Source organism: Nostoc sp. DSM 114167 (assembly GCF_052692655.1).
The window spans coordinates 7,617,237-7,639,046 of record NZ_CP195116.1; the positions used below are offsets into that span (position 1 = coordinate 7,617,237).

The 21,810-nt window shown below is 41.4% G+C and carries 14 protein-coding genes; 10 read left to right on the forward strand and 4 right to left on the reverse strand.

Annotation, left to right across the window (positions count from 1 at the left end; translation table 11 throughout):
- Window positions 1-1,158 precede the first annotated feature (1,158 nt).
- Complete coding sequence (locus NSTC731_RS32035; RefSeq protein WP_445632219.1) at window positions 1,159-3,579, forward strand: sucrose synthase; 2,421 nt, start codon at window positions 1,159-1,161, stop codon at window positions 3,577-3,579.
- A 105-nt stretch (window positions 3,580-3,684) separates the two neighbouring features.
- On the opposite strand, the gene NSTC731_RS32040 is transcribed toward NSTC731_RS32035, so the two are convergent.
- Both NSTC731_RS32040 and NSTC731_RS32045 read right to left on the reverse strand, forming a co-directional pair.
- Entirely contained in the window at window positions 3,685-4,236 is a 552-nt protein-coding gene (locus tag NSTC731_RS32040) for a peptidoglycan-binding domain-containing protein (protein ID WP_445628470.1), read from the reverse strand.
- 598 nt (window positions 4,237-4,834) lie between these two features.
- Complete coding sequence (locus NSTC731_RS32045) at window positions 4,835-5,551, reverse strand: ROK family protein (RefSeq protein ID WP_445628471.1); 717 nt, start codon at window positions 5,549-5,551, stop codon at window positions 4,835-4,837.
- A 305-nt stretch (window positions 5,552-5,856) separates the two neighbouring features.
- On the opposite strand from NSTC731_RS32045, the gene NSTC731_RS32050 reads away from it, so the two are divergent.
- Complete coding sequence (locus tag NSTC731_RS32050) at window positions 5,857-6,360, forward strand: 2TM domain-containing protein (RefSeq protein ID WP_104905232.1); 504 nt, start codon at window positions 5,857-5,859, stop codon at window positions 6,358-6,360.
- 246 nt (window positions 6,361-6,606) lie between these two features.
- Here the strand turns inward: NSTC731_RS32050 and NSTC731_RS32055 are convergent, their stop codons facing one another.
- Together NSTC731_RS32055 and NSTC731_RS32060 are read right to left on the reverse strand one after the other, a co-directional pair.
- Window positions 6,607-7,173: a phycobiliprotein lyase gene (locus tag NSTC731_RS32055; RefSeq protein ID WP_445628472.1), complete on the reverse strand. Its 567-nt coding sequence runs from the start codon at window positions 7,171-7,173 to the stop codon at window positions 6,607-6,609.
- Between the two features lie 75 nt (window positions 7,174-7,248).
- Window positions 7,249-7,929: a HEAT repeat domain-containing protein gene (locus NSTC731_RS32060; RefSeq protein ID WP_445628473.1), complete on the reverse strand. Its 681-nt coding sequence runs from the start codon at window positions 7,927-7,929 to the stop codon at window positions 7,249-7,251.
- Window positions 7,930-8,545: 616 nt separating this feature from the next.
- Between NSTC731_RS32060 and NSTC731_RS32065 the strand changes: the two genes are divergently transcribed.
- The 8 genes from NSTC731_RS32065 (at window position 8,546) to NSTC731_RS32100 (ending at window position 21,646) form a co-directional block, all read left to right on the forward strand.
- Window positions 8,546-9,358 (forward strand): DUF3102 domain-containing protein, encoded by an 813-nt coding sequence (locus NSTC731_RS32065; RefSeq protein WP_445628474.1) that lies wholly within the window; start codon window positions 8,546-8,548, stop codon window positions 9,356-9,358.
- A gap of 859 nt (window positions 9,359-10,217) precedes the next feature.
- On the forward strand, window positions 10,218-11,318 hold the full coding sequence (gene aroF / locus NSTC731_RS32070) for a 3-deoxy-7-phosphoheptulonate synthase (protein WP_445628475.1): 1,101 nt from the start codon (window positions 10,218-10,220) through the stop codon (window positions 11,316-11,318).
- Window positions 11,319-11,394: 76 nt separating this feature from the next.
- On the forward strand, window positions 11,395-13,098 hold the full coding sequence (locus NSTC731_RS32075) for an HAL/PAL/TAL family ammonia-lyase (protein WP_445628476.1): 1,704 nt from the start codon (window positions 11,395-11,397) through the stop codon (window positions 13,096-13,098).
- Between the two features lie 18 nt (window positions 13,099-13,116).
- A complete protein-coding gene (locus tag NSTC731_RS32080) occupies window positions 13,117-14,541 on the forward strand; it encodes a cytochrome P450 (protein WP_445628477.1) in 1,425 nt (474 codons plus the stop codon).
- Between the two features lie 310 nt (window positions 14,542-14,851).
- Window positions 14,852-16,372: a class I adenylate-forming enzyme family protein gene (locus NSTC731_RS32085; RefSeq protein ID WP_445628478.1), complete on the forward strand. Its 1,521-nt coding sequence runs from the start codon at window positions 14,852-14,854 to the stop codon at window positions 16,370-16,372.
- Window positions 16,373-16,425: 53 nt separating this feature from the next.
- Window positions 16,426-18,228, forward strand: a complete 1,803-nt coding sequence (locus NSTC731_RS32090; RefSeq protein ID WP_445628479.1) for a thiamine pyrophosphate-dependent enzyme — start codon at window positions 16,426-16,428, stop codon at window positions 18,226-18,228.
- A gap of 26 nt (window positions 18,229-18,254) precedes the next feature.
- A complete protein-coding gene (locus tag NSTC731_RS32095; protein ID WP_445628480.1) occupies window positions 18,255-19,403 on the forward strand; it encodes a 3-oxoacyl-ACP synthase III family protein in 1,149 nt (382 codons plus the stop codon).
- A gap of 137 nt (window positions 19,404-19,540) precedes the next feature.
- Complete coding sequence (locus NSTC731_RS32100) at window positions 19,541-21,646, forward strand: calcium-binding protein (RefSeq protein ID WP_445628481.1); 2,106 nt, start codon at window positions 19,541-19,543, stop codon at window positions 21,644-21,646.
- The last annotated feature ends 164 nt before the right edge of the window (window positions 21,647-21,810 follow it).

Genomic DNA, 21,810 nt, shown 5'->3' on the forward strand with positions numbered 1-21,810 from the left:
TCAAGTTAATACCTTCAGTTCTGATTCATATTAAAGATGACAAAATGTTACGTGCAAACAAATCCGACTTGTTCTATTTAGAATAAAGCACACCGATGTTATGACCTAATAGTTTTGGACGGGGCAACGCATTCGACGCAAACCACTCTAGTAGTCTGCCAATCCAAAAATGCGCTTGTGAGGGCTGGGGAAAGGGGAAAGGGAATTCATGGTAAGGGATTTAAACCCTTTCCCCTTCATATTAAAATTCCCGAATTTTATAAAAAATCGGGAATCTAGCCTTAGAAGTTTTTGAACGCACATTTAAATTTTAAAAAATGCCTAGAAGAACGATCAAAGTCAGCCCACAGAAGGCAAGTAAAGACATAATCAAAATGTTGCCTATGCTGTGGTCAGAAGCTGTTATTTTATCTGTATTGGTATCCATATAAATTGACCAATTTTAAACAACTTTTGTCTAAATTATAACTATGGAGAACAAATATTAGTTTGTTTTTGAACAAAAATTGATTTTAATTCATTTAAATTTAAATAAATAGTTGAATTTCAGCAAAATCATTAACTTTTGTTTCAAATATTTTAAAAATAATTATAGTAATACTATCAATTATTACCCAAATTAACACAATATAGGAATCTTATTTGATTTTTGAAAATATTTACCTTATATACAGCAGATTTCAAGGAAAGTGAACTACACAAACTAAGTCTCAAAGTCTATTTTACTTCTGTTAGCGCAGCCCATTCTGACCAAAGCAATGGAAACGTCTCCGGCTTTGCTCCTGAATTATGAATTATGCTGTATGTGCTGATAATCAAAATATACGCAAATAAATGATATAGTAAAGATTACATTAAGCAATTGAGGGCGTGATAGTTTGTGCCCCAAGTATTATTATGCAGTTATTTAGTAACCTCTATCAAAAGAAATAAAAATTGTATTCCTTTAGTGAGATCCAAAAATACTGAGTCATAGATACTTTAGGTAAAGAAGAACACGCTTTAAGTGTCTGCTAAAAAGTTGATACTTGTATGTACACAGGTAAATATAATTTATCTGTGTTGTTTCGTGTTTATATGTGTCTAACAAAAGGTAGAGGCTAATTTGTCTTGCCTAGAAAGTTAACAATGCAAACATCGTCATTTAGTGGAGTTGCTATGTCTGAATTGCTTCAAGCAGTCTTAGATAGTGAAGAAAGAAGTGATTTACGTTCTTTTATTAGTGAATTACGCCAAAAAGAAAAGAAGTACTTGCTGCGGAATGACATACTCAATGTATATAGTGAGTATTGCTCCAAATCCCAGAAACCTGAGACTTTTTACACTTCCTCGGAGTTAGGCAAACTCATTTACTATACTCAGGAAATAATTCAAGAGGACTCAAACTTCTGTTTCATTATCCGTTCTAAGATTGCCAGCCAAGAAGTTTATTGGTTGACATCAGACTTAAGCATTGAGCCGATGACGGTGCAGGATTTGTTGGATCTGCGCGATCGCTTGGTGGACAAATTTCATCCTAACGACGGCGGCTTGCTAGAATTGGACTTCGGCCCGTTTTATGACTACACCCCAGTCATCCGCGACCCTAAAAATATTGGTAAAGGGGTAGAATTTCTCAACCGCTATCTATCCAGCAAAATATTTCAAGACTCCAAACAATTGCTCGACAGCTTATTGAATTTCTTGCGCCTGCACCACTACAACGGTGTGCAACTGCTACTCAACGATCGCATTCAATCACAGCAGCAACTTTCCGAGCAAGTTAAGAAGGCGATCGGTTTTGTTAATAATCGCCCCGATGATGAACCCTACGAACAATTCCGCTTCCAATTGCAGTCAATGGGTTTTGAGCCGGGTTGGGGTAACACCGCAGCACGAGTGCGGGAAACCTTAAGTATTCTCGATGAATTGATTGATTCTGCCGATCCTCAGACCCTAGAAGCATTCATTTCTCGTGTCCCGATGATTTTTAGAATCGTCCTAGTGTCAGCTCACGGTTGGTTTGGGCAAGAGGGAGTTTTAGGGCGTCCCGATACCGGCGGTCAAGTAGTTTACGTCCTTGACCAGGCAAAGAGCCTAGAGAAGCAGTTACAAGAAGATGTCCTGCTTGCGGGTTTAGAGAAATTGAATGTCGAGCCAAAGGTAATTATTCTCACCCGCTTGATTCCCAATAGTGATGGTACTCTATGTAATCAACGGCTAGAAAAAGTCCACGGTAGCGAAAATGCCTGGATTTTGCGAGTGCCTTTACGGGAATTTAATCCTAATATGACTCAAAACTGGATTTCTCGGTTTGAGTTTTGGCCTTATCTAGAAACTTTCGCCATTGATTCCGAAAGAGAACTACGGGCAGAATTTCACGGCACACCTGACTTAATAGTTGGAAACTATACTGATGGAAATTTAGTAGCATTCTTGTTGGCGCGACGGCTAAAAGTTACTCAATGCAATGTTGCCCATGCTTTGGAAAAATCTAAATACTTGTTCAGTAACCTTTACTGGCAAGAATTAGAGGATAAATATCATTTTTCCTTGCAATTCACAGCTGACTTGATTGCCATGAATGCTGCCAATTTTGTGATTAGTAGCACCTACCAAGAAATTGTCGGAACACCGGATAGTGTGGGACAGTACGAGTCTTATAAGTGCTTCACTATGCCGGAGTTGTATCATGTTACCAATGGCATTGAATTATTTAGTCCCAAATTTAATGTCGTACCACCGGGAGTAAATGAAAATAATTACTTCCCTTACACCCGAAATAAAGACCGCGTGGAGAGCGATCGCCAACGCCTTACAGAAATGCTCTTTACTCTGGAAGACCCCACGCAAATCTTTGGCAAACTCGACGATCCTAACAAGCGCCCTCTCTTCTCAATGGCGCGTCTTGACCACATCAAAAACCTCACAGGTTTGGCTGAATGTTATGGTCAAAGTAAAGAATTACAAGAGCATTGCAATTTAATTTTAGTAGCGGGTAAATTACGCGTCGAAGAATCAGATGACAACGAAGAACGCAGCGAAATTATCAAACTCTACCAAATAATTGACCAGTACAATCTCCACGGGAAAATTCGTTGGTTGGGTGTGCGTCTCTCCAAAACTGATTCTGGTGAAATTTACCGAGTCATTGCCGATCGTCAGGGAATTTTTGTCCAACCAGCTTTATTTGAAGCTTTTGGTTTAACAATTTTAGAGGCGATGGTTTCAGGATTGCCAACTCTTGCCACACAGTTTGGCGGGCCACTGGAGATTATTCAAGATAAGGTGAATGGCTTTTTGATTAACCCAACGAATTTAGAAGAGACAGCCACCAAAATTGTGGACTTTATCACCAAATGCGAACAAAATCCTAACTATTGGAATGAAATCTCCCAACGAGGAATTGACCGAGTTTATAGCACCTATACTTGGAAAATTCACACTAGCAAGCTGTTATCATTAGCACGGATTTATGGCTTCTGGAACTTTACCTCAAAGGAAAATCGAGAAGATTTATTGCGCTATATTGAGGCTTTGTTCTATTTAATTTACAAGCCAAGAGCGCAACAGCTATTAGAACAGCATCAGTACCGTTAGTTTGTCATTTGTCATTTGTGAGCCACTGCGGTCTTGGGGTCTCCCCAAGTTAAGCACGTGGCGTCATTTGTCATTAGCCAAGGACAAATGACTAAGGACAAATGACTAAATTGTTAACGCACTCCAAGTTCGTTGACCAACTACTCCATCCACACCTAAATTTTGCTGGTTTTGAAAGGCTTTGACAGCAGTCTCTGTTAGGGCGCCAAAAATCCCATCTACTCTCACAGCATAACCGTTAGACACTAATAACTGTTGTAAGGCTCTGACAGCAATACCAGAACTACCAAAATAAAGAGTTGGTAGTTGGCTACTAAACTTCTGAAACCGTCCTGTAGCCTTTGTACGGATTTTATTTTCAGACTGAAAAGATTTCTTAGGCTTACCGAAGTTAGAAGAAATTAGTCCCAGATTCTTTTTGCTAATTTTCTGAAGTATGTGTTCTTTTTTTAGTTTTACCGTTGAGAGAGAAGTCTGGGAAATCTCATCTGTCTGCATAAATTCAGGTGGCGTAACTTTAGCAGCTATCTCTAACTGACTCTGTTTTGATTGGTTTACGTCATTTTCCATCTGTAATAATTGCTGCTGTGGCAAATTGGTTCCAGATGCTTGTCTTATTGTTAACACGCCCGTCATCATCAGGCCAATTTCATTCATTTTCGTTTATTTTACTTCAACCACTATTTCTTTTAACCAACATTTGCTGTCCGGGATAGTACATACTGACCGATTAAAAAAGTCATGTACTAATTTTTCCAGGTAATATTTTCATGTTCATATTTGCTCACCCCCGATTCCATTTAATCAGATTAATATGATTAATCAAGCCATCAAGTTATTAGACATATTATCTAAATCAATGGTTTAGACAATAACATACTATACGATCGCTAGGGAATCCCATCAAATAAATTTACCTAGTTATATTTAGTTCATACTTGGTATACCTGATGTGCTTTTATCATGTTTATACTGCCAGTAAAAATACTACTCAATTCATAGAGTCAGTTTTTGAACTATTGATTAAAAGCTTTTAATATCAAATACTTTTTATCAATCACAATTTATGTAAATACGCTTTTGTTAAGGATTATTGCTCTTTGAAGACGCGATAAATCGCGTCTCTACAATAAGAGTTTTGTTGCTCATTCTGAACTGTATTGCAACTTATGTCGCTCTTTCAAGCGCTTCTCGAAAAGCGCACACTTTCACCTCAAAAGAATGAAACCGCACAACCTTGTTGCACGGTACTTCTTCATCTTTTATCATCTCGCCACAAAGCAATACCGCCTAATAAACCAGTGATATTGGGGATGAGTTTGACATTTAACGGGAGCTGTAAATTGACTCTCACTGCTTCACCACCGCCAATGTAAAGGTGGTCATAATTAAACAGATGTTGCAAGGATGCGATCGCTTTTTCTAAACGCCTATTCCATCTTTTCTCACCAATTTTTTCTAACTCTGCACGCCCCAACTGTTCCTCAAAAGTCTCTCCTTTGCGAAACGGATGATGCCCCATTTCCATATTTGGCACCAGCTTACCATCCACAAATAAAGCCGAACCAAACCCCGTACCCAGAGTAATCACCAATTCGACACCTTTACCAGCGATCGCACCAAATCCCTGCATATCTGCATCATTAATTACCCGTACAGGCTTGTTTAAGCGTTTTAATAATGCTGTTTCCAAATCAAATCCGATCCAATCTGGATGTAAGTTTACCGCTGTTTCCGTGACTCCAGACCGCACCACACCAGGAAAACCGACCGAAACGCGATGAAATTCACCTTGAGCCGCTGCTAACACCACAATTGCATTAATTACAACCTCTGGTGTCGCAGGTTGAGGTGTATCTAAACGCGCCCTTTCTGTTACAGGATGCCCCGTAATATCCAAAACTATAGCCTTAACACCACTACCGCCAATATCAACTGATAAGGTACGAATCGATCCATTTTCTTCAACCATTGAGTTACATCCTTGTTAATGCTTGTTATTTCGTTATTAATTATGCTCTGCTGCATTTGATAATATCTTGGATGTTTGGAGAGTCTTTATATTGGTAGGGAGTGGGCAGATGCAGTAAATTTTCCCCCCCTGCCCCCTGCCCCTCTGCCTCTTTACCCTATGCCCAAAGTTAAAAATCCCATACATTCGATGCTGGACAGTATCTAGATTTGTTAATCTAAGAATAATGGAAATAGTACTAGCGTAGCTGCTTAAAATTTATCGGGCAGCAAATTTCTATTAAAAGTAATATAAGAGAAAAAATTATGACGGCGTTTGAACCTCAAAGCATCCGCTCGTATAGCCAAGAAGATGTCCAACAAATTCTGCACTTAGCGATCGCTCGTCAGGCAGATGATAAAGACACAGAATTTTCTTATGAGCACATATTAGAAATTGCTGCTGAGTTAGAAATTTCACCTGAGTCTTTAAAATTAGCAGAGCGCGATTGGGTATTACAACAGGGTCAAGTTCAACAGCGAAAAGCTTTTGACGCTTACCGCATCAGAAGATTTCAGAAGCGTTTAAGCAAATATGCAATTTTCAATGGCTTTTTTATACTGCTTGATTTAATTACTGGTGGCGGAATTTCTTGGTCGCTGTACATTTTACTATTCTGCGGATTGCCTGTAGCACTTGATGTCTGGAATACCTTTCAAATCAAAGGCGAAGAGTATGAAATGGCATTCCAAAAATGGAGCCGCAATCATCAGATTAAGAAAACCATCAGCACAGTTTTGAATAAGTGGTTTAAGGTATTACAGGCTTAATCAAAACTTTCTCTAACGCTAATCCATCTCTACTTAATTCCCCCCAGAAACCTACGGTGTACACACAAGTCTTCTAGAGTTGCCTCATAGGCTTTTGATCCCCCCAACCCCCCTTGAAAAGGGGGGCAAAAGTCTCTTAAAGTCCCCCTTTTTAAGGGGGATTTAGGGGGATCTCCAACGATTTTGAGTTTGTACACAGATGTGTATACAACGTAGCCTTTCTGGGGGGAATATTTTGCATCGAACTTAACTAGATACTGAATTCGCCGCCTCGGAAACCTTCTCGGCAGGGGGAAAGCCACCCATGCGAATCTCTGAAGTGAAGGAAGTGATGCTAAATCCACCAAAACTTTTGAGGATATTTACCCGCATTCGCAAATTGGGGCTAGCAAACCACAGGCGTTCCTCTGAGAAGATGTTTTCATCCTCTGTAGTTAAGATCAAAGCACCATCACTGTCAAATTTATAGCGTCCGGCAACTGGAGTTTTATTGGCATCAACTATTTCTCTGAGTAAACTGCCTTGGGCCGGATTATCCGCATCAGGTACCGAAACTAATACAGTTGAACCACTGTGTTTTGCTCGATCCTTGTCCATTGTGCCGTTCCAAGTAATTTTGGTAGCAGAGGAAGCAGCACTAGGATTAATGTTGTAATTTTGACACAACTTGATTACTTCTGGACGATCTACTGCTAGCGACTCAATGATGATATCTGACTTGCTATGTTCCGATTGATTAAAAGCCAAATGTTGACTAGTACGATGAGAAAACCATTTACCAGTACTTAACTGAAAAAACTCTTCAATATTCATGAATGAAATTACCCTGCATCAAAATGCTAAAATTCCCACTTAATTATGATTAAAAGGTAGCAGGAGGCTTTAATATTAAGCTTGATTGCCTATTTCCTCAAGCTTCTTGAGGCCAATTCTGGCTGCCTCGGCAACGTTGAAATGATTGTCTTTTTCCAGGTATTTTAAAGCTGAGACACTCTTGGGAGTGGGAAGATTTCCCAAGGCTTCTGCTAAACGCTGCCTGACTAACCAATCATCTGATTGGGCGAAGCGCAGGATCTTATCTACAGACTCGATGTCTTTAATTTCTCCCAGTGCAGAGATTGCAGCTTGTTGCAACACGACTTCTTTGCTATCCAATGCCTGAAGAAGAACTTGACGGGCACGGGGGTCTTTAATATTACCTAGAGAAACAGCTGCACTAAAACGTACTAGCCAATCAGTATCTTCATAAAATGCCCGTGAAAGCACCTCAAAGGCTCTGGCATCACCCAAATATCCTAAAGCACCGGCGGCATCAGCGCGCATACCATAATCGGGGTCATTTTCGAGAATTTTTACCAAAATTGAATAACATTCTGGTGTTGGCTTGATTCCCAGAGCAAATATTGCCATCGATCGCAGTTGCAAAGATTCATCGTCTAGTACCTTTTTAATTAAAGGGACTGCATCCTCAGGCGCAACATGACGCAGATTAGCAAGGGCTACCATGCGATCGCGTAAATTCGGGCTTTCTAGCTGAGTAGAAATTTCTTGTAAGCTTAGAGCTGCCATTTAGTTCAAAGCGTTTTCTTTACTTATCTTAATTTACCCGATCTGTTCATCAGGCTGTCGCCATACTTAAGTAGGAGTTTGGCGACTTTACAAAATGGCTCAATTATGAATGAAAAGCGATCGCACTGACACCAGTGAAGGAAATCGGTGTAAAGCGTCTGCCAATTGGGAAAATCACCCGCATCCATACCCCTCTCTAAACCTCTCCCCGTTGGCGTGGTCACTGAGCGTAGTCGAAGTGCAGCCTGCCGTTAGGCAAGCAGAGAGAGGCTTTAATTCCCCCTTCCCTACAAGCAGGGTGGTTTCATACAAGCAGAGAAAAACTAAAACTGGATTTCAAAGCCTCTCCCCCACGGGGGGAGGAATGGAAGTGAGGGAAAAAGCCTGGAGTTTCTAAATCTTTTCCGGAGATGTCTATTAGCGTTTTTAAAATAGTATTTGGGGTAGCAATCGATTATGTACTTTTGTAAAGATATAAGAAGAAGTTGCGTAAAGTTATTTGCTTGACCTGAGTAACTTAATATAAGTTCCCTTAAACATAAAATCACAAGCCGAAAAAACTGCTTTGCAAAAATCTCTCTGGAAAAAAATACAAATGCTAGCAGGAATAGATTGTATGAAAATTAGTAAGCATGAGTCAACAGTTTTTCCGATAGAAATCCAAGTAACACCTACACAGTCAGAAAAAATTATCAATCAGTCTTCAGTACCTAAGAGCAATTTAGACTTTGAAAGTAAAGAGGAAAAACAACAACGTCTAGCTATTCTAGCAGAAGACACACGACGGAGGCTGAAACGAAGTGCTATGGACATTTATTGCATTGGTGTCAACTTGTTAGAAGCTCAAAAAATTACCGAACATGGCGAGTTTCTACCTTGGCTACGACAAGAGTTCGGAATGGGAAAAACTTCAGCCTATGAGTTTATTCACGTTGCTAGAGCATTTGAGTCTAAAATTCCGATTATCGGAAATTTAATTAATGGCATTACTCCTACTGCTCTTTATAAACTGGCTGCTCCTAGTACGTCTGAAGCGGCTAGAGATGAAGCAATAAATATTTTGAAAACAGGCGAAGTAGTCGATCCAGAGGTTGCTAAAAATCTCATCAAAAAATATAAAACTTCTAAAACAGTAAAGGAACAGCAACAAAAAGTTTCTTCAGTTAGTCAGCAGATGGATACAAATCAAGTAGAGGCATTAGTATTACCCAAGACTGAGGTTTATAGCATTGAACAAACAACCACTAATCATCTGCCACTTTCTTCTCCACTTCAACAAAATGAACTGCAAAAATTGGTAGCGGAGCGTGATACTTATAAAGCACAACTAGAAGCACTGCAAATAAAGAATCAGAAACTTAAGCAAGATATTGCAAAACTTCGTTCAGAACTAACTTTATTACAAACTAGTAAAGCTAGCAGTACTTAAAGGAATCTCTGATACTTGTCTAAGTACTAATTATTGAGCTAACTTTCATCTAGTAGAATCAAGAGATATCTTCAAAAATTAAATATGCATTATCCATAAACCTTGTAGAGATATAGGTAGCATTGCTATATCTCTACATTTTTTTATATTCATATTTTTCATATGCTCGTTTGAAGCTTGCAATTATAAACATTTGCCAGAAAGTAATGAGTTTATAATTTATATACCCCTGATTTGTTTGATGTTAAAACGTCTTCCACAGTGCCATTCCCGATCTGACAATCTCTTCCATTACTAGCATTTATTAAGGCTCTGTACATCTAGCTTTTATTTAAAAATCTATTTTTGATAAATTCCTAAGCTGGATAAAATTTCCAGTTTTAGATTTGCATAAACAATTAGCTCAACCAAGTAAAAAATATTTAAAAAATAGATTTTTTGATAGTAAATAAAACAATATCTTGAAAATGATAAAAATACTTGCTTTTTTTTTGAAAAGAATGGTAAATATAAAATCAAACAGCACACGAATAAAGAACTTCGTGTTTTTAGATGTAGACGTATTGACAATTAGTTTGATAGATGATGCTGCAACAATTAAGACAAGATAAATTTCAATAATTAGCCGTAGAATCGAGAGGCTTTTACAGTGAAAAGTTTGGAATTTAGCAATAAATATCGGAGATACTTTGGATAATTACTTCGAGCAATTCTAACCAAATAGAAATTTTCTAGGATTTTGCATAAAACTCAAAGAATAGACTGATTGTTATTTGAAGGATTAAACAAACAACAAACAACATTCTTAAGTTTAGGCATCACAACTCAATCAATAGTTGCAATTAGGAGATTCAAAGCAATGATTATAGTTATGAAATTAGGTACGCCATCAACAGAGATCGAGCGTGTTGTTAAAGAAATCAGCCATTATGAAATCACCCCAGAGGTATGCCAAGGTCAACACAAAACAGTAATTGGCTTAGTTGGTGAAACGGCAGAAATTGACACTAGGCAGATTCAAAATATTAGCCTTTTTATCGAGCAGGTTATCCGAGTAAAAAAACCGTTTAAACGTGCTTCTTTAGAATTCCGCTATGGAGAACATAGTGAAGTGGTTGTACCTACACCTAATGGAGCTGTTACCTTTGGACAAACCCATCCTTTAGTTGTAGTTGCTGGCCCATGTTCTGTTGAAAACGAGGAAATGATTGTTGAAACAGCACAGATAGTAAAAGCAGCAGGGGCACAGTTTCTACGAGGTGGAGCATACAAACCTCGGACTTCACCTTATGCATTCCAAGGACATGGCGAAAGCGCATTAGGTTTGTTAGCAAAAGCTCGCGAAGCTACTGGTTTGGGTATTATCACAGAAGTTATGGATGCAGCTGATTTAGACAAGATTGTTGAAGTAGCAGACGTAATCCAAATTGGTGCCCGCAATATGCAGAATTTCTCCCTACTAAAGAAAGTAGGTGCTACTGGTAAAGCAGTGTTATTGAAGCGGGGACTGTCAGCCACAATTGAAGATTGGTTGATGTCAGCTGAATATATTTTGGCAGCAGGTAATCCCAATGTAATTTTGTGTGAGCGGGGAATTCGCACCTTTGACCGACAGTATACACGGAATACCCTTGATATATCTGCAATCCCTGTCTTGCGGACTTTGACTCACTTACCAATTATGATTGACCCTAGCCACGCCACCGGGAAATCAGAGTTTGTTCAACCGATGACTTTGGCTGCCTTGGCAGCTGGCGCAGATTCCTTGATGATTGAAGTTCACCCTAACCCAGCTAAGGCTCTTTCAGATGGACCTCAGTCTTTAACACCACAAGCATTTGAAGACTTAATGCTAGAAATGGCTTCTTTAGCTAAGTTCTTTGGTCGTTGGTCTAAACAACATAGCGTTATCCCCAAGTTTGCTGCACGAGTTTCTACCACCGCCATTAGGGCTTTATAAGCGTGCCATTACCCTACCAACAAGGACATCCAATCAGTCCATCATTTGTGCAATCTAAATAATAATTGGAAGTTCAATGAATACAACATCACTCAACAAAAACAAGACCTTTCAACCTTCTGTAACCTCCCTAGTAAATTCCACTAAAACTGTAGTTGTCGGCAACCAAGACCTAACAATAGATGATGTAGCTAGTGTGTCCCGTCATGGTGTTCAAGTACGCTTAACCGATAATCGAGATGTTGTGCAAGGAGTTCAAGCATCGTGTGATTACATTAGTAATGCTGTGGAATCTGGTCAACCAATTTATGGCGTGACAAGTGGTTTTGGTGGCATGGCCAATGTTGTCATTTCCCCTGAATCTGCGGCACTGCTTCAGAACAACCTGATTTGGTATCACAAAACCGGAGCTGGACAAAAATTACCGCTAGCTGATGTCCGCGCCGCCATGCTTTTGCGTGCTAACTCTCACTTGCATGGTGCATCTGGTATTCGTCTAGAACTTATCCAGCGTATGGAAACTTTCTTAAATGCTGGTGTCACACCCCATGTATATGAATTTGGATCTATTGGTGCAAGCGGTGATTTAGTGCCTTTATCCTACATTACTGGGGCATTGGTTGGTTTAGACCGTTGTTACACTGTTGACTTTAACGGCGAAGAAATCGACGCGCCGACAGCATTGAGTCATCTGGGTTTAGAGCCATTACAATTACTTCCTAAAGAAGGATTGGCAATGATGAATGGCACCTCTGTCATGACAGGTATTGCTGCCAATTGTGTCTACGACACCAGAGTTTTATTAGCTCTCTCAATGGGGGCACATGCCCTAGCAATTCAAGGTTTGAATGGTACCAATCAATCATTCCACCCATTTATTCATCAACTCAAACCACATTCAGGGCAAAAATGGGCTGCGAACCAAATGCTGAACTTACTAGCAGGTTCACGCTTAGTCCGCGAAGAACTAGATGGTTCTCACAACTATCGGGGTGGAGATCCAATTCAAGACCGTTATTCACTACGCTGTTTACCACAATATATGGGGCCGATTGTAGATGGGATCGAGCACATTAAAAAACAAATTGAAGTAGAAATTAATTCTGTCACCGACAACCCACTGATCGATGTTGAGAACCAAGTTAGCTATCATGGCGGTAATTTCTTAGGGCAGTACATCGGTATAGGAATGGATCGGCTGCGTTACTATATCGGGTTGTTGGCTAAACATTTGGATGTGCAAATAGCCTATCTGGTAGCGCCAGAATTTAACAATGGACTGCCAGCATCTTTAGTGGGGAACCGAGAACGCAGTGTCAACATGGGGCTAAAAGGTCTGCAAATATCTGGGAACTCGATCATGCCATTGTTAACCTTCTATGGAAACTCGATCGCAGACAGATTTCCTACCCATGCTGAACAATTTAACCAAAATATCAACAGCCAAGGTTTTGCTTCGGCAAACTTAGCGCGTCGTTCAGTAGATACCTTCCAACAGTATATGGCGATCGCTTTGATATTTGGGGTACAAGCGGTTGATTTACGCACCTACTTAGTTGCAGACCATTATGATGCTCGTGCTGGTTTATCTCCCGCTACCAGAGATTTATATATGGCAGTGCGCGATGTCATCGGACAACCAGCTTCACCTGACCGTCCTTATATCTGGAACGACCACGAACAACCTCTTGACGAACATATTGCTCGGATTAGTGCAGATATCGCATCTGGTGGGCAGATTGTGCAAGCAGTTCAAGATATTTTGTCGAGTCTCAATTAAATCTTGAGGACAGTTAAGATGCACAAACAGAGCATTTCACCAAGTATCAGCAAAGCTCCTCCCGGCCCTATCGGCTACCCGATTATAGGCAATCTCCCGCAAATGTTGCGGAATCCACTACAGTTTCTCACGAATGCCGTACAGGAGTATGGCGAAGTAGTCCACCTGGGGGCAATGGGGCCGCAACAGCTTTATTTAGTCTCTCACCCAGATCATCTAAAGTACATCCTGCAAGAAAATAGCCGCAACTACATTAAAGGCGAAAACTTTAAGTCTATTAAGCAAGTAATCGGTAATGGTCTAGCAGTCGCCGAGGGTGACTCCTGGCGGCGCGAACGCCGCTTGATGCAACCAACCTTTCATCGCCATCGGGTTGGAGCATTAATTACTTTCATGACTAAAACCATTAGCCAAATGCTAGATAACTGGAGCAGCATCGGCTCAGACAAACCCCTAGATGTGTTTGCACAGATGATGCAACTAGCCCAGAATATCCTCCTCAAGAGTTTGTTGAGTATTGATTCTGAAGACGAAATTTCCGAGATGAATCAAGCATGGAATACTGCTTACGAGTATCTTAGTAGTCAACTATGGGCAGTGTTCAAACTACCTCTATGGGTACCCACACCGAAAAACCGCGCCTTTGTGCAAGCGATGGGAACACTGGATAGAATCGTCTATCGGATCGTTCGCTCCCGTCGGGAAAATAGTAATAGTCCTGACGACCTGCTCTCCATGCTGATGGATACCTACGATGAAGAGTCTGGTCAGGGAATGAGTGATGAGCAATTGCGCGATGAGATTATGACCATCTTTACCGGTGGATTTGAAACCTCAGCAGCCGTACTTGCATGGACTTGGTACTTGCTTTCTCTTCACCCTCACGTCGAAAGTCGGCTCCAAGATGAACTCAAGAGTGTTTTAAATGGGCGTACCCCGACTCTTGAAGATTTACCAAACCTGAAATATACCAGGATGGTACTCGAAGAATCGATGCGGCTTTATCCTGGTGCATGGGTTTATACTCGCACTAACTTACAGCCCGACGAGGTTGGAGGCTATCACATCCCAGCTAACTCTGTAATCATGATTAGCCCTTATGTCACCCATCGCCTACCAGCTTTTTGGGAGAATCCCGAAGACTTCGACCCTGAGCGCTTCACGAAAGAACAAGCGGCTGCGCGTCCCCGCTATGCTTACTACCCCTTTGGCGGCGGCCCACGCCAATGCATAGGTGAAATATTTGCAATGACTGAAATGCAATTGATAGTTGCAATGGTAGCTCAAAAATATCGGCTGCACCTAGTACCTGGACATCCGGTTGAAGAGGAGCCAATGTTTACATTACGTCCCCGTCACGGCATCCTCATGACATTGGAACCAAAAATCAGTTTTGGTGATGTTTATGTACCAGGTATTCAGAAAGGAATGACACTAAGATAAACGCAAACCTGAATGTAACTGGCTTTTGGGTGTAGGGAAAAACATCACAATAGTTGACGCGGTAATTATTTCACTTACACCCAGCCTTATATCGTTTCACTTTAAATTTGATACAAATAGGCAGCAGGGGAGCAGGGGAGCAGTTCTTGCTGGGAGCAGGGGAAAAGAATTAGAGACAAATCATTTGTATCAATTATTTTGTGAAATGGTATTAGCAATGATTTTAGCTTTGATTCGTGCCATTCTATTCCGAAAGTTTTGTTAACTTAATTTGTTGCCATACTTCAGATGAAAGAGAGACTTTTAAGTTATGAATATCGCCAATCATATCGAGCGCGGTCATTTATTATTTCCTGAGAAAATCGCCCTGATTTTTGAAGATAAATCTTTTACTTACAGCCATCTAGATCGGTTAGTAAATCGAGTAGCTAATAGTTTACAAGGATTGGGAATAAGAAGAGGCGATCGCGTGGCCTTGTTTTTGCCAAATATTCCAGAGTTCATTACTTCTTATCTTGGCATTCTCAAAATTGGTGCGATCGCTGTTTCTGTAAATGTGATGTTGAAAAGTTCTGAAGTCAGCTATATCCTTCACGATTGTGCTGCTAAAGCCATCATCACCACAGAGTCAGGTAGTTTGGAGGTATTAGAAGCAGATTTACCAGAATTACAACACATTTTGATTGCAGAAGGTAGCACCAAAAAGGGGATAAGTTTAGCCCAACTAATAGAAACCTCTTCCCCGAATGCCCGCGCTGTGAAAATGGATCGCCATGCTCCTGCTAGCATAGTCTACACATCAGGAACCACAGGTTTTCCCAAAGGAGCTACTCTTTCTCACGGCAATATCATTTCTAATATGTATTCCCAAAATCGTTGTTGTGGAATGCAAGCTAATGACCAATTACTACTTTTTCTACCACTATTTCATTGTTTTGGTCAAAACGCCATTCTCAATGCTGCGCTCAATACTTGTTCCACCCTCGTCCTGCAACGGCGGTTCGATCTGACACAAGTTTTAAATGCGATCGCTACTCATAAAATCACCATGTTCTTTGGTGTGCCAACAGTATTCATCAAAATTTTAAATAGCGACATACCTAAGCAAGCCTTTGAGAGCATACGTTATTACTTTTCTGCTGCGGCACCTATGCCAGTTGAAATAGCTCAAATTTGGCAAGAAAAGTATGGAAAAGTGATTCATGAAGGCTATGGTTTAACTGAAACATCACCATGTGCATGTTATAACCACGACTTGAAATATAAACTCGGTTCCATTGGCGCTCCCATTGAAAATGTAGAAATGAAAATTGTTGATGCTGACGATCATCAGGTACAGCCTGGTGAATTGGGTGAGATTGTCATCCGCGGCCCCAACGTTATGCTTGGTTATTGGAATCGCCCATTTGAAACTGCTGAAGTCATTAAAAATGGTTGGTTATATACTGGCGATATTGGTCGAATGGATGAAGACGGTTTTTTCTACATCGTCGATCGCTTAAAAGACATGATTAATGTCTCTGGATTTAAGGTATATCCAACTGAAGTTGAAAATGTCATTTATCAGCATCCAGCAGTTGCCGAAGTAGCTATTTATGGCATTCCTGATAGTTTCAAAGGTGAGATAATCCAGGCGAATATTGTAGTTAAATCGGGTATTGAAGTTACAGAAAAGCAAATCATTGAATTCTGTCGGCAAAGGATGGCAGTCTACAAAATTCCCCATGTAATTAACTTCGTGGATTCAATTCCTAAAAACCCTACAGGTAAAATACTCAAGCGAGTTTTACGTAAGCAATCAACATCTCAATTCGCCACTATTACCTATTAATTCACAACCCAAACAAACTACCAAAATAAAAAAGATAAATAGAGGTTTCATCGATGCGTAATACTAATGTTAGAACTAATCATAAGTCAGTTGAACATTCAATAGCTGAACCTGCTATTGGATCGCAATCTACAAGCTCCTCTTTGCTATCCCCTCATAGAAAGCCCAGCTACTCAGAATCAACTGAAATAACAGTTGCAGCAGCTATAGTCAAAATGCTGGAAGATTTGGGAGTACGCCAAGCTTTTGGTCTATTTGGAGGTGGAATTACGCCACTGGTAGCTATGCTAGAGCAAAGCTCAATCCAGGTGCTGCAATTTCGTCACGAAACCGGAGCAGCCTTTGCAGCTATTGAGTCATACTTTGCCAATGGTCGTCCTGTGGTAGTATTCACCACAACTGGGCCAGGCATTACCAACGCTCTAACTGGAATGTTTGCTGCACGCTGGGAAGGTGCAAAGGTAATTTTTCTCTCTCCTTCTACCTCAACACAGCAACGTGGACGCTGGGCTTTTCAAGAAACTAGTGCCTACACAATGTCTAATACAAGTATTTTTACTTCAGGCAAGCTGTTCCATTATGCAACGACTATTGAAGGCAGCGATGAACTTCCAGTAACTACTCGCAGACTAGCCCTCGGTTTAGCACAACCTGGTAGCTTTGTTGCACATCTAAGTGTCCCCCCGGTGATTCAGACAAGTTTTCTCAAGGCATCAATACCTCGTATAACTAGCTCACCAATTCTGCCATCTGCGGGAGAAGATACGATTTGGAAATCTGTACAATTGTTATCTGAAGGCCCGTTTGCTATTTGGGTGGGTTTTGGTGCCAGGGATGCCGGCGAAGAAATCCGCCAACTTGCAGAGAGAACCGGATCTGCCGTCATATGTTCGCCTCGTGCTAAGGGTATATTTCCTGAAGATCATCCTCAGTTTGTCGGTGTGACAGGCTTCGGTGGACATTCCTCAGTTCTGACATACATGCAATCACAAAGTCCTCTGCGCGTACTGGTTTTGGGAACAAAATTGAGTGAATTTACCTCATTTTGGAATCTGGAAATGATTCCCTCACGCGGTTTTATACATGTCGATATTGACCCGGAAGTACCTGGAGTTGCTTATCCATCTGTTGAGACAGTGCCTATCCAGTCTGATGTCGGAGAATTTGTTAAGGCATTATTGAAGCATTTTCCCAAGCGTTCCGATCGATTACCAGTCTCATCGCTGCCCCGACCCAAATTTGAGGCGATTGATTCTCAGAATGATGGTTTAATTAGACCAGAAATACTGATGGATAAGATTCAACGTGTAATTGTCGAAAATAGTGATGCAATAGTAATTACCGAGGCGGGTAACTCTTTTGCTTGGGGAACCCACTGGCTACGGTTTAACACCCCTAGACGATATCGAGTCAGTACTGGTTTTGGCTCAATGGGTCATGCTGCCACAGGTGTTGTCGGTGCTGCACTGGCACGCAATAGTAAAGCTGTTGCTATTCTTGGGGACGGAGCTATGCTCATGAACAGCGAGATTAGCACTGCTGTCAAATACAAAATTCCTGCCGTTTGGATTGTACTCAATGATGGCTATTACAACATGTGCGACCAGGGGATGACCTTGTTGGGATTTAACGGTGTAGACGCAGAGATACCCACTACAGATTTCGTTATGATTGCTCGTGGGATGGGAGCTGATGGCATCCGGGTGGAGCGAGAAGCCGATGTCGAAGCCGCTTTAGAAAAAGGGCTAATTTCCAATGTCCCCTTTGTGATTGATGTCGTAATCGATCCGACCAGACCTGCCCCAATTGGCACTCGGATTCAAAGTTTGATTTCACAAGTTGCAAAAGAATCTTAATTTTCTTAATTTGAAGGAGTAATATCATGACCCATCAACCAGTAGGTATTCGTTCAGTTGCCCTTAACTTCCCTAGCATTGTGCGTACCAACGATTATTGGCAACAGAATTACCCAAAATTGGTAACTGAGGCAGAGAGCAGAACCCTCGCGAAGCTGTTTAAACCTGCTGAACCTGCCGTTAACCAAAAAGAGCAAGACCTCCTCTGGTCTGAAGCTATAAGACCTTATCTGTCCGATCCCTTCCGAGGTACTGTTGAGCGGCGGGTGCTGGCTCCAGGTGAAACATCGTTAGCCTTAGAGTACGGCGCGGCTAGAAGTGCCCTCGAAGCAGCAGAACTTTCCACAGATGAAATCGATCTGATGATTGTAACTACTCTGTTTCCCGAGCAAATCGCTCCTGGTAATGCTTCTTATCTCGCCCGTAAATTAGGACTGAACTGCCCCGCTTGGAATCTAGAGTCAACTTGTTCGAGTGCTTTAGTGGCAATGCAGAACGCCTCGGCGTTAGTACAAGCCGGAGAGTACCGCAATGTCCTAGTGGTGATTTCGTGCATCTATTCGCACTTTGTTGACGAAGATGATACCCTTTCGTGGTTTATGGCCGATGGTGCTGGTGCATTTTTAGTTAGTACCCTCAAACCGAACCAAGGAGTCTTGGGTACGAAAATTGTTCACACTCAAGCAACTTGTGGTGCTTTCTTTAATGAACTAGTTACAGACTCTCAAGGTAAGCCAAGGATGCGGATACAGACTGGTGAAAGCGCCAGTAAGCAACTAGGTGGCACATCTGTTGATCTTGTCCGTACTTGCTGTGAAGGTGCGATCGCATCTGCTGGTGTTAGTCTCGATGATATTAAGTTCTTTGCTTTCAATACACCAACTGCCTGGTACGCTAATCTGTGTGCCCGCTCGCTAGGTATCGATCCAGACCGTACAATCAATCTCTACCCGTATTATGCAAACATTGGGCCTGTCCTCCCCATTGCCAATCTGTACTACGGCGCTCAATCAAAGAAACTTCGAGAAAACGATTTAGTGCTGGTTTATACTATTGGTTCAGCATCTACTGCTGCTGCCACTGTTATGCGCTGGGGTGAAGTCAAACTGGGAACTCTTCCTGCTTCCGCAGTCAATCTAAATAAGTCAGTTAGCAACATCCTGACTACTGTATAGCAATTAATTTCAAAACCACCCCACAGGAGTTTCTTTGAAAAACTCCTGTGAATGAACCAACAATTCCACAATTTCTATTGGTGGAAGACTGAAAATATTTGCCTACATAATTTGCGATCGCAATCAGGAGAACAAAAATGTCTCAAGATCAGAAACAAAAACAAGCTCAAACTTCTAATAATTCCTACTTCCCTAAAACCTTAACTGCACCTGGTCAACTCTTTGGTACATTTGAAGACAATATACTGGTTGGTAGTACAGGCAACGATCAAATTTTTGGTTTGGCGGGCGACGATCTCATTTCGGGACGTGAAGGTGATGACTTCATCGTTAGTGGGACTGGAAATAAACTAGTGATTGCGGGGCCTGGAAATGATACTGTTGCGGCCACAGGAGGCAACCAATTCATTTTAGGTGGTGTCGGGAATGATGAACTTGCGGGTGCTAACGGCAATGACCTGATACTTGGTGAAGATGGCGACGATTTTATCAATGGTAAAGACGGGATTGATGATATTTCGGGTGGTACTGGCAACGATTTCATCTTGGGCGGTCTTGGGAATGACAAAATTTTGGGTGATGATGGTAACGACCGAGTTTTTGGTGGAGAAGGTGATGACGACATTTCTGGTGTCGCCGGAGAAGACTATATAGATGGTGGTTTAGGGAACGATCGCGTCTTGGGTGGTTTTGACGACGATCGAGTTTTTGGTGGAGAAGGTAATGACATAGTTGTTGGTTCGGTCGGTAATGACTATGTAAATGGTGGTTCTGGAGATGATGTAATTATTGGCAGTAATCCATTTATCCGCATACCAGGGCTGGACGGTATTGAAAGAGATGAGATGGTCGGCGGTTCAGGGCACGATACTTTCGTGCTTGGGGATGTTGCTGAATCCTACTATGACAATAAAGGTGGCTCTGACGTTTCTGACGCTGGTTTAATTGTTGACTTCAACCCTGATGAGGATTTCATTCAACTGAAAAAGTTGACAGATGGTAGCACTTATGTAGTGGCTCCTGGCCCTAATTCGACTGCGGGAAATGAATACACCACAGACATACTGATCAGTCGGCCAAATCAGCCGCTAGAACTGATTGCTAGCGTGCAAAGCGTGAAAAATCTGGATTTAAACGATAGTTACTTCGTTTATGTTTCTGCCGATGCAGGATTAATTGCTGGCACAAATGGTAATGATGTTATCGGTGGCACTACGGGTGACGATAACATTTATGGTTTAGACGGCAACGATTTGATCGACAGCCGTGACGGCAACGATTCTATTTATGCTGGGGCAGGAAATGATTTGATTGTTTCTACTGCTGGAGATGATGTTGTCTCAGCTGGAACTGGTGATGACATTGTTGCGGCAGGTTTTGGGAATGACATTATTTCGGGTGGCGATGGTCTTGACCAATTATTAGGCGACGAGGGCGATGACTTCCTGGATGGTGGTTCTGGAACTGATGACCTTTTTGGGGGAGTCGGAGACGATGTTATTTTAGGTGGTGATGGCAACGACCGCGTTTTTGGAGAAATCGGCAATGACCAAATCAATGGTGAAGCTGGTGATGACGACCTGAATGGCGGAGATGGTAACGATACTATTTATAGTGGTTTAGGTAAGGATAGAGTTTTAGGTGGTGCAGGTAATGACCGGATATTAGGTCAGGAAGGTAACGACATACTTGATGGTGATGTCGGGAATGACATCATCAATGGTGGAGATGGTGATGACTTCCTCAATGGTGCAGATGGCAAAGACAACCTCTATAGTGGTACTGGCAATGATATTATCGTCGGTGGAGCAGGAGCAGACTTACTAGTTGGTGCATCCGGGAACGATTTCCTCTCTGGTGACGCTGGAGATGATGTGATTGTTGGTGTTGATCCATTCGATCCGTTATTTGGGTTTGGTCGTGGTGAGGTTGATACGCTCACCGGCAATCAAGGCAGAGATACATTTATTCTGGGGAATAACGGTCATGTATTTTATGATAGTGGCAGTTCTGATGTTTATGATGCTGCGATTATTACTGACTTCAAAAAGAATGAAGATTTCATCCAATTGCAAAGTGTAGCTAATGTTAATTATGTTTTAGCTACAGGTTCTAGCTCTCCTTCAGGTGTAGCATCCACAGATATATTCTTACAAAGAGCAAATCAGCCTTTGGAATTGATTGCTACTGTCCAAGGAGTCACAGGTTTAAATCTGAGTGATAGCTATTTCGTTCGCGTTTAAAAAGTCTCAGGAAATTCCCAGTCAGTTGTTTTTTACGATAGATTATTGAAAATTTCCAACATTGAGACTTGCAAATAAAATCTGGGAAACTGGCTTTAGCGATCGCATATATTTTCAGCAGCAAAAAAATATTTTATTCATTGCTGTGCCAGTTTCCTAGTATT

Excerpts from the sequence above, each read along its gene's own strand:
- NSTC731_RS32035 (WP_445632219.1), top strand. The coding sequence starts at position 1,159 with ATGTCTGAATTGCTTCAAGCAGTCTTAGATAGTGAAGAAAGAAGTGAT.
- NSTC731_RS32040 (WP_445628470.1), bottom strand. The coding sequence starts at position 4,236 with ATGAATGAAATTGGCCTGATGATGACGGGCGTGTTAACAATAAGACAA.
- NSTC731_RS32045 (WP_445628471.1), bottom strand. The coding sequence starts at position 5,551 with ATGGTTGAAGAAAATGGATCGATTCGTACCTTATCAGTTGATATTGGC.
- NSTC731_RS32050 (WP_104905232.1), top strand. The coding sequence starts at position 5,857 with ATGACGGCGTTTGAACCTCAAAGCATCCGCTCGTATAGCCAAGAAGAT.
- NSTC731_RS32055 (WP_445628472.1), bottom strand. The coding sequence starts at position 7,173 with ATGAATATTGAAGAGTTTTTTCAGTTAAGTACTGGTAAATGGTTTTCT.
- NSTC731_RS32060 (WP_445628473.1), bottom strand. The coding sequence starts at position 7,929 with ATGGCAGCTCTAAGCTTACAAGAAATTTCTACTCAGCTAGAAAGCCCG.
- NSTC731_RS32065 (WP_445628474.1), top strand. The coding sequence starts at position 8,546 with ATGAAAATTAGTAAGCATGAGTCAACAGTTTTTCCGATAGAAATCCAA.
- aroF (WP_445628475.1), top strand. The coding sequence starts at position 10,218 with ATGATTATAGTTATGAAATTAGGTACGCCATCAACAGAGATCGAGCGT.
- NSTC731_RS32075 (WP_445628476.1), top strand. The coding sequence starts at position 11,395 with ATGAATACAACATCACTCAACAAAAACAAGACCTTTCAACCTTCTGTA.
- NSTC731_RS32080 (WP_445628477.1), top strand. The coding sequence starts at position 13,117 with ATGCACAAACAGAGCATTTCACCAAGTATCAGCAAAGCTCCTCCCGGC.
- NSTC731_RS32085 (WP_445628478.1), top strand. The coding sequence starts at position 14,852 with ATGAATATCGCCAATCATATCGAGCGCGGTCATTTATTATTTCCTGAG.
- NSTC731_RS32090 (WP_445628479.1), top strand. The coding sequence starts at position 16,426 with ATGCGTAATACTAATGTTAGAACTAATCATAAGTCAGTTGAACATTCA.
- NSTC731_RS32095 (WP_445628480.1), top strand. The coding sequence starts at position 18,255 with ATGACCCATCAACCAGTAGGTATTCGTTCAGTTGCCCTTAACTTCCCT.
- NSTC731_RS32100 (WP_445628481.1), top strand. The coding sequence starts at position 19,541 with ATGTCTCAAGATCAGAAACAAAAACAAGCTCAAACTTCTAATAATTCC.